The organism is Streptomyces sp. 142MFCol3.1, from assembly GCF_000424945.1.
GTDB classification, from domain to species: domain Bacteria; phylum Actinomycetota; class Actinomycetes; order Streptomycetales; family Streptomycetaceae; genus Streptomyces; species Streptomyces siamensis.
This window is the reverse complement of the sequence record NZ_AUKV01000075.1, coordinates 1-8,557: the sequence shown is the minus strand read 5'-3', so window position 1 is coordinate 8,557 and position 8,557 is coordinate 1. Positions and strand designations below refer to the sequence as shown.

At 72.5% G+C, this 8,557-nt stretch carries 7 protein-coding genes and 1 pseudogene; 5 read left to right on the top strand and 3 right to left on the bottom strand.

Going from position 1 to position 8,557, the window contains the following annotated elements; translation table 11 throughout:
- Positions 1 to 261 (bottom strand): annotated as a pseudogene (locus H305_RS51905) (zinc ribbon domain-containing protein); the annotation flags it as partial.
- Between the two features lie 91 nt (positions 262 to 352).
- Between H305_RS51905 and H305_RS49010 the strand changes: the two are divergent.
- On the top strand, positions 353 to 988 hold the full coding sequence (locus H305_RS49010; protein ID WP_051371616.1) for a low molecular weight phosphatase family protein: 636 nt from the start codon (positions 353 to 355) through the stop codon (positions 986 to 988).
- Between the two features lie 167 nt (positions 989 to 1,155).
- On the opposite strand, the gene H305_RS0143125 is transcribed toward H305_RS49010, so the two are convergent.
- Both H305_RS0143125 and H305_RS0143120 read right to left on the bottom strand, forming a co-directional pair.
- Positions 1,156 to 2,967 carry a DUF4012 domain-containing protein gene (locus H305_RS0143125; RefSeq protein WP_028805878.1) on the bottom strand — a complete coding sequence of 604 codons (1,812 nt, stop codon included), beginning with the start codon at positions 2,965 to 2,967 and terminating at the stop codon, positions 1,156 to 1,158.
- A 45-nt stretch (positions 2,968 to 3,012) separates the two neighbouring features.
- Positions 3,013 to 3,603, bottom strand: a complete 591-nt coding sequence (locus H305_RS0143120) for a sugar transferase (RefSeq protein WP_051371615.1) — start codon at positions 3,601 to 3,603, stop codon at positions 3,013 to 3,015.
- 251 nt (positions 3,604 to 3,854) lie between these two features.
- Between H305_RS0143120 and H305_RS49005 the strand changes: the two genes are divergently transcribed.
- The 4 genes from H305_RS49005 to H305_RS0143100 form a co-directional block, all read left to right on the top strand.
- Positions 3,855 to 4,853, top strand: a complete 999-nt coding sequence (locus H305_RS49005; protein ID WP_199791549.1) for a UDP-glucuronic acid decarboxylase family protein — start codon at positions 3,855 to 3,857, stop codon at positions 4,851 to 4,853.
- A 50-nt stretch (positions 4,854 to 4,903) separates the two neighbouring features.
- The gene (locus H305_RS49000) at positions 4,904 to 5,749 is read left to right on the top strand and encodes a WecB/TagA/CpsF family glycosyltransferase (RefSeq protein WP_234021450.1); all 846 of its coding nucleotides are present in this window, start codon (positions 4,904 to 4,906) and stop codon (positions 5,747 to 5,749) included.
- Entirely contained in the window at positions 5,746 to 7,071 is a 1,326-nt protein-coding gene (locus H305_RS0143105; protein ID WP_028805876.1) for a glycosyltransferase family 4 protein, read from the top strand. The genes H305_RS49000 and H305_RS0143105 overlap by 4 nt, the downstream gene beginning before the upstream one ends.
- A gap of 236 nt (positions 7,072 to 7,307) precedes the next feature.
- On the top strand, positions 7,308 to 8,557 hold a 1,250-nt coding region (locus H305_RS0143100), incomplete at its 3' end, for a glycosyltransferase family 4 protein (protein ID WP_051371613.1).

Here is an 8,557-nt window from a genome sequence, read left to right as displayed (position 1 = left end):
GGCGGCCTTGGCGACGTTGACCGCCGCATTGATGTCCCGGTCGAGGACGGCCCCGCAGGCTGCGCACTCCCAGATGCGGACGTGCAGTGGCTTGGGGCCTTCCTTGACGCCGCACTACGAGCACGTCTGAGACGTCGGCTCGAACTGGCCGATGCGCACGAACGTCCGGCCGTATCTCGCGGCCTTGTATTCGAGCATCCCGATGAATGCCGACCATCCGGCGTCGTGCACGGACTTGGCCAGGCACGCCCTGGTTCGGCTTTGGCAGCCCGGGAATGCGGCGCAGCGCAGGTCGGAAAAGTCCGGCGAGGCGAGCGGAACAACGGCCCGGTGGGGGGCCGATAATGCGGCTGTGCTCCCTTCTTCTGCCGTATCAGCCCCGCAACAGGCGGCCCGGCCCTTTCGTATCCTCGTCGTGTGCACGGGCAACCTGCACCGCTCTCCTGTGGCCGAACGTCTGCTGAGGGCCCGGCTCGTTTCCTCGCAGGGTGGGTTCGAGGTGCACAGCGCGGGCACCGCCGGGATCGCCGGCACCCCCATGGATCCCTTCGCCGCCCGTCTGCTCGTCGAACTGGGTGGCGACCCCCAGGGGGCGGTCGCCCGCCGGCTGACCGCGGCTCATGTGGAGGAGGCCGATCTGGTGCTGGGCGCCGGCGCCGAGCACCGCGAGGCAGCCGTCCGGCTCTGCCCGGTGCAAGCTCTTCAGCGGGCCTTCACCTTGCGGGAGTTCACGCGGCTGATGAGGCCGCAGGACGCCGCCGGTGTCAGCGACCCCGCCGGGAGAGCGGCGCTCCTGGTGAGGGGGGCGGCGTCGCGGCGCGGAAGCGCCGGGCGGGGTGACGATGACGTGGCCGATCCGCACGGTGCCCCCGCGGAGGCGGCGCGCAAGGTCGCCCGGCGGATTGCGGACGCGGTGGAGCACATCGCCTCGGCGGTACTGGGACATCCGGCCGACCGGGACATCCCGCTGACCGGGACGTCTGGCTGACCGAGGCATCCGGCCGACCGAGGCATCCGGCCGACCGAGGCATTCCGCTGGCCGGGGGTGAGGCAGGGGGATCAGTGCGTCTGCGGCGCTCTCGGGTGCGCGGGCGGGAGCCGGCCTGCCGGATCAGGGCCGTCTGGGGGGTGTGCGGCCCGAACGGCGGTCAGCCCTCAGCACGACGGACCGGTGTGTGCGGTGAACTGCACCGGCTTCACCAGTTGCTGCCGCAGGAAGAGGGGGGCGCGGTTCGAGGGAGGTTCGAGGAATCTCAGCACCAGGGTGCGGGTGGCGCCGTGGGGCAGTTCCATGTCGAGGGAGAGGACCGGATGTCCGCGTTCGGTCAGCTGGCTCAGCCTGGCTGTCCGTCCGTCCGTGCTGGCCTGCACCAGCCGTGCTCCGCGGGTCGCGTAGTAGGAGACCAGCAGACGGTTGTCACCGGGCCGGGTCGCATACGGCGGGGCGTCCACGCGCTGCGTGACATAGGCGGGCAGTCCCGATGCCGGTGCGCGGTTGGTCAGTTTCACCGTCGCGGTGACTTCGCGTCCGGCGGCGGTGCAGCGGGCGGCTGTCCAGTCCACGCGTCGGTCCAGGTAGTAGTCGAGCTTGGTGCCCGCCGCGTTGTTGATCACCAGTGCGGCGAAGGGGGCGGCGTTGTCGGGCAGGACGCCCGCGGCGGGAAGTGATGCCAGCTCCCGCTGCTCGAGGGGGTGGGCGCTCCACGCTTTGACCCGGCCCTGGAGCAACTGCCCGTGCAAAGCGGTGAACAGCCCGGAGCGTCTGGCCGGGTCCTCGGCGCTGTTCAGGAGTACCTGCGAGGTGGCGCGGGCGATGTCGAGGAAGAAGGCCTTGCGCGCGGTGGTGTCCGCGAAGAGCGCGTAGCTGGTGCGCTCGGTCAGATCGACCACGTTCGCTGTCGTGACGGCGGTTCCGTCGGAGAGGCGGACGGGGGCGGCGTTGGTGAGCAGACCGGCCAGCGCGCTGGGGTCGAACGCGATGACGCCGTCCACTTTTTGGCCGCTGTGCTCGCGCCACATGGCGCTCCAGATGCGCGCCGCGTGCGGGAAGTGGGGGCTGAGGTTGGCGTTGACCCAGATGCCGGTGGGCTGATGGCGTCCGTACAGTGCGGCGTACTCCTCGCCCAGGTCGAGGGACGCGTGTGTGTGGGCCAGTTCGCTGTCGTTGCCGAAGCGTTCGAATGCCAGGTGTCCGCGGTCGGCGGTCAGGACCGCGAACGCTCCGGGGAGCCCGCCGGTGCCGCGCGCCTCGGCCGTGTTCTCGAAGACGACCAGGTATCGCCTGGGGTCCTTTCGGCCGAGCATGGACGGCAGCACCCGTGCCGAGACGGCGGCCTCGCTGGCCACGGGGGCGATCCGGTCGAGCTGTCCGCTCAGCTGCATGCGTGCTGTGTCTGCGGCCGGCAGCCAGGTGTGGTGCGGCAGGGCGGCCACGTCCGCCCGCGCCTTGACGGCGCTGCGGGCGGCCTTCTGGAGGGCGGGGGCCGCCCGGTTCAGGGCGGCGAGGTCCAGGTGGCCGCCGTCGGAGCCGGTGTGGGCGGCGAGTCTTCCTGCGGTGTCCGCCAGGGGGGTGAGCACGTCGCGGGTCAGCCGGTCGACCGCGTCGGCGGCGCCGCGCACGGTGCGCGCGGGCCGCCCCAGGACAGGGACGTGTGCCACGGCGTACCAGGCGGGGCCGGTGGTGAGGCGGTGGGCTGCGGCCGCGTGGCCGGCGGCCTTGCCGACCGCGCCGGCGGAGGCATCCCGGGCCGGCGTCTGCGGGCCGGACTGGCCTCGCAGGGACTGCAGTGCCTGCTGGGCGGCCAGCAGTTCGTTTCGGGCGAGCAGTGCGGTGGCCAGGATCCAGCCGGCGGCGGTCAGGGCCAGTGCGGCGGCGGCGCACATCAGGGCGGCCAGGGGCCGGCGGCGGCACCATCGGGCCGCCCTGCCGGCCCGGTGCGGTGGAGGGCGTTCTCCGCGACGCGGCATGCGCGTCTCCCTTCGTCGGGCGGCGGTGCGGCGCTCGGCACCGGGTCAGTAGGCGCCCTGGCCGCGCACGATGGCCGGCAGTGTCCGGGCGAGGATGTTCAGGTCCATCCGGATGGACCAGGCGTGCACGTACTCCAGGTCCAGACGCAGCGCGTCCTCCCAGCTGAGATCGGAGCGGCCGCCGATCTGCCAGAGCCCGGTGAGGCCGGGCCGCACCAGCAGACGCTGGCGGGCGTCGCCGCTGAAGGAGGAGTCCTGGACCGGCAGGGGCCGCGGGCCGACCAGCGACATGTGTCCCATCAACACGTTGAGCAGCTGCGGCAGTTCGTCCAGTGACCAGCGGCGCAGCCAGCGGCCGGCGGGAGTGATCCGGGGGTCTTCGCGGATCTTGAAGAGATGCCCGTCGGTCTCGTTGCGGGCGCCGAGTTCGGTTCTCATGCGCTCCGCTCCGACGTGCATGGTGCGGAGTTTGAGCATGTGGAAGTTGCGGCCGTGCCAGCCCGTGCGCTGTTGCCGGAACAGGACCGGTCCCGGTGAGTCCGCCTTCACCGCGACGGCCACGGCCAGGAGCAGCGGAGCGAGCAGCAGGAGCAGGACGCTCGCTCCCACCATGTCGATGGTCCGTTTCAGGGCCATGCGCGTGGTGTGCGAGCGGGGCCGGCCGCCGGTGCCGGGGACTGCCGTCACTACGACGGGTGCAGCGGTCGTGTCCTTCTGTTCCGACAAACGAGGGAAACAGGACCATACCGGACGCATATTCGCCCACCTTGAGTCTCAAGTAGTCCATAAACGACAAATCAATGCAAACACGGCGCATGGGTATGCCTCGGCAATGACACCTCCTTGCCGCCGCCCGGCCTGCGACGTGGCGAAGAGAGAGGATCCTCATGCGTGTGGTTGTGACCGGTGGGGCCGGTTTCATCGGCTCCCACCTGTGCGAACGGCTGCTTGCCGAAGGCCATTCGGTTGTGTGCGTGGACAATTTCGCGACATCGGGACCGCAGACCGTCGCCCACCTGAACGACCATCCGCGCTTCCGGCTGGATTGCCGGGACGTCAGCGAGGGCCTGAGCGTGAGCGGCCAGGTGGACACCGTCTTCCACCTCGCTTCGCCCGCGTCCCCGGCGGACTACCTCAGGCTCCCCCTGGAGACGCTGCGTGTGGGCTCGGCCGGCACCTGGAACGCCCTGGACCTCGCCGCCGCCCAGGGCGCCCGCTTCGTGCTGACCTCCACCTCGGAGACCTACGGCGACCCCACGGTGCATCCCCAGCCGGAGAGTTACTGGGGCAACGTCAACCCGGTCGGCCCGCGATCGGTCTACGACGAGGCGAAGCGCTTCGGCGAGGCACTGACGATGGCGTACCGAAGAGAACGCGGCGTGGACGCCAAGGTCGTACGCCTGTTCAACACGTTCGGCCCGCGGATGCGCCCGGAGGACGGCCGCGCGATCCCCACGTTCATCCGCCAGGCGCTGCGGGGCGAGCCGCTCACCGTCACCGGCGACGGCAGCCAGACCCGTTCCCTGTGCTACGTGGACGACATCGTCGACGGGCTGATGCGCATGGCGGACAGCAGCCACAGCGGGCCCGTCAACCTCGGCAATCCGCACGAGGTGACCATGCTCGAGCTGGCCCAGTGGATCGTCAAGCTCACCGACTCCCCCTCCGACATCGTGTCCATCCCCCGCCCCGCGGACGATCCCACGCGACGCCGCCCGGCCGTCGATCTGGCCCGCGAACTGCTGGACTGGAACCCCCTGACCCCGGTGGAGCACGGACTGCGCGAGACCATCAGGGACTTCCGCCGCCGCATCGACATCGACAGCCCTTTCGGCGAGCCGGCGCGGCGCCCCCTCACCGTGCTGAACGGCACGGGCCGAAGGTGACGACGACCGGCGACCGCACGGCTCTGGTCCCGGTGGTGAGGTGTCTGGGCGTGCCCATCACGGCCCACACCCCCGCGAGCGCGGCCCGCCACGTGGTGGAACGCGCCCGGCAGATCCGAGAAGCACGCGAGGACGACCGGACCGCCGGCGCGGCCCGCAGTGACGTGCACCTGTGCAACGCCTACACCCTCGCCCTCGGCGAGGGTGACCCGGCCCTGTCCCAGACGCTCGGCTCGGCCTTCCTCAACCTCGCCGACGGGCAGCCGGTGGTCTGGGCGAACCGGCTGCTGCACCGCGGCACCGCCCTGCCCCGCACCCGCGTGTACGGCCCCGACCTGATGCTGGGCGTCTTCGCGCTGAGCCAGGGCACAGGACTGCGCCACTACCTGCTGGGCTCCACCCCGCAGACGCTGGCCGCGCTGCGCAGCGAGCTGCAGCGGCGCTTTCCCCGTGCCCGGCTCGCCGGATCGTTCTCCCCTCCGTTTCGGCCGCTCACCGCCGAGGAACTGATCCGGCAGGAGGCGGACATCCTCGCCAGCCGGGCCGACATCGTGTGGGTGGGCCTGGGCACCCCCCTGCAAGACCACCGGGCCGCCGAGCTCGCCACCAGGCTGCCCGTGGTGAGCGTGGCCGTGGGCGCCGCGTTCGACTTCATCGGCGGCAACAAGCGCCAGGCACCCTCCTGGATGCAACACAGCGGACTCGAGTGGGCGTTCAGGCTCCTCTGCGAGCCGCGCCGGCTGTGGCGGCGCTACCTGTTCGGCAACGCCCGCTTCGTGCGAGGCGTCCTGCGGCAGGCCGCCTCCCACACGGCGCCGCGGCGGCCGGCCCCGCCCCGTGGAGCGCCGCCGGGTGCCGGGCCCCATCGCTTCACGAGCGGGGGGAGGCGGCCTTGACGTCGCCGAGGGGCAGGAGCAGGGACGGAGGCGAGCAGGAGGCGATCACCGGCGCGCGCCGCCTGCGCATCGTGGTGAGCGCCTACGCATGCGACCCGAGCCGCGGCACCGAACCGGGTATGGGGTGGGCCTGGGCCGAAGCTCTCGCACGGCGCGGACACACCGTGGAACTCCTCACGCGCCCCCACGGCGACAACACCCGGCACATCGCCGCGCGCATCGAGGAGCTGGGAGCGGTGGGGCGCCAGATCACGCCCCACGTCGTCGACACGCCGCGCTGCCCGGGGTGGGTGCGCCTGGTACCGGGCTTTTTGCGTGCTCAGGTCCAGGAGTTCGTGCACTACGACGGGTGGCAGCGACGCGCCCTGGCCTACGCGCGCCGCAACAATCTGGGGCGTGCCGACCTGGTGCACCACGTCTCCTACGGCTCACTGGTCGGCGGCAGCGCCCTGCACCGGCTCGGCCCGCCCCTGGTGTTCGGGCCCGTGGGCGGAGGGCAGATCGCACCGCGCAGTCACCGGCGATGGCTGGGGCCGGCCTACCGGCAGGAGAGGACGCGGGAACTGCTGTGGGTCAACGCCATGAGCCTGCGCCCCTCGTGCCGGGCGACGCTGCGGCATGCCGCCGCGGTCCTGACCACCAATCGTGACACCGCGCAGCGGGCCCGCCGGCTGGGCCGGGCCGATCCGCATCTGGTGCTGAGCGACGGCGTTCCCGACACGTTGCTCAAGGAGCCGCCGCACGGGGAACCGGAACAAGACCAGCGGCCACCGACCGTGCTGTGGGTGGGGCGGCTGACGGCCATCAAGGCCCCGGAACTGGCCCTGCGCGCCTTCGCGTTGCTCCTGGACGAGGTTCCCGACGCCCGCCTGGTGGTCCTCGGCGACGGGCCGCTGCGTCCCGGGCTGGAACAGCTCACCGCACGGCTGGGCGTCACCGGCTCGGTGCGCTTTGGGGGCCGGCTGCCCTGGAAGCAGACGCTCGCCGCCTACGACAGAGCGGACGTCCTGCTCTTCACCAGCCTGCGGGACTCCTTCGGGGTGCAAAACCTCGAGGCATGGGCCCGGGGGCTGCCCGTGGTGCACCTGGACCATCAGGGAGTCGGGGACTTCTCCGCCCCCGGCTGTGCGGTGCCCGTGGCGCTGGGCGACCCCGCGGATCTGCCGCAGCGTCTGGCCCGCGCCCTGGGCGGGGTGCTCACCGACGAAGAGGCCCGCCGCCGTATGGCGGGCGCCGGGCTGCACTGGGCGCGCCAGCACACCTGGGCGTCGAAGGCCGAACTCGCCGAGCGGCTGTACGAAACCGTCCTGAAGGGTCATTGAAGCAGCGACACGCCCCGGTGACCGGACCTCAGGGCCCACCGGCAAAGGAAAGGCACGACAGAGCGCATGCACGTACGAGTTGAGCTCACCGCCCCTTTCGAAAGGCCCGAACCGGGCTGTCTGTCTTGTCCGTTGCCGCCGGTTTTCGCCGCGTGCGCTGGCGCCGGGCCCGCACCGGGCGCCGCAGGCCCCACAGCCGGCCTCTCGCGCCGCGTGGTCACGGCAGGGACGGCGCGATGAACGCCGCCCCCCGGCCCAGCCCCACCCCCCAGGGCCCCGTCGCAGCCCGCACGGCACCCGCCACCGCCGCCCTTCGCGTGGCGCTGGTGCACAGCTTCTACTCCTCCCAAAGGCCCAGCGGCGAGAACAGCGCCGTGCTCGACCAGGCTCAGGCGCTGCGGGACGCGGGACACGAGGTCAAGCTGATCGCCGCCCGCACCGACGCCCTCGAGTCCGAGCCCGGGTACGCCCTGCGCGCCGCCGTGCGGGTAGCCACCGGCCGGGGCAGGTCACCGCTGGCCGGCCTCCACGACTTCCGCCCCGACGTCGTCCATGTGCACAACCTCTTCCCCAATTTCGGTACCGCCTGGCTGCACCGCTGGCCCGGCGCGCTGGTGGCCACGCTCCACAACTACCGGCCGGCCTGCGCGGCCGCCACGCTCTTTCGGGCGGGAGCGGTGTGCACCGCCTGCCCCGACGGCGACCGCTGGGCGGGACTGCGCCACGGCTGCTACCGCGGCACCCGCAGCACGACACTCCCCCTGGCCTGGGCCGGCCGGCAGGGCACGGCGGCCGACCCCCTGCTGCGCCGCGCCGATCGGCTCGTCACGCTCTGCGAGCGCAGCCGGGAGCTGTATCTGCGGTTCGGGGCACCCCCGCACAAGCTCACCCTGGTACCGAACTTCGTGGGATCCGTGCCCGCGGCCCGTTCGCAGGACGCCACCCCGCCCCAGGGGGCGGGCGCACGCTGGGTGTACGTCGGGCGCCTGAGCCAGGAGAAGGGCATCCTTGCGCTGCTCAGGAGCTGGCCGCAAAGCGAACCGCTCGACGTGATCGGCTCCGGGCCGCTGGAGTCGGCCTGCCGCCAGGCCGCGCCCGCCGGCGTCAGGCTGCTCGGCCCGCTCTCGCGCCAGGAGGTCGCCGCTCGGCTTGCGCGCTACACCGGTCTGGTCTTTCCCGGCGTGTGCCCCGAATCGGCCACTCCCCTGGTCTGCCAGGAGGCACTGGCGGCCGGCGTGCCCGTGCTCGCCCTGGCGGGTTCGGCGGCGGCCGACAGTGTGAGGGCGGAGGGGACCGGAGCGCTCTACAGCAGCGCCGCGCAACTGCCCCTGGCGCTCAGGTCGGCACGCGAACACTTCCCCGGATTGCGGGAGCGCTGCCGCCGGGTCCACGCCGAACGCTATGGCGTACGGGCCTGGACCACGGCCACGCAGGCCGTGTACGCACAGGCCCTGGGCCGGGCGGCGGAGCGGGCCGGTGTGGCGGG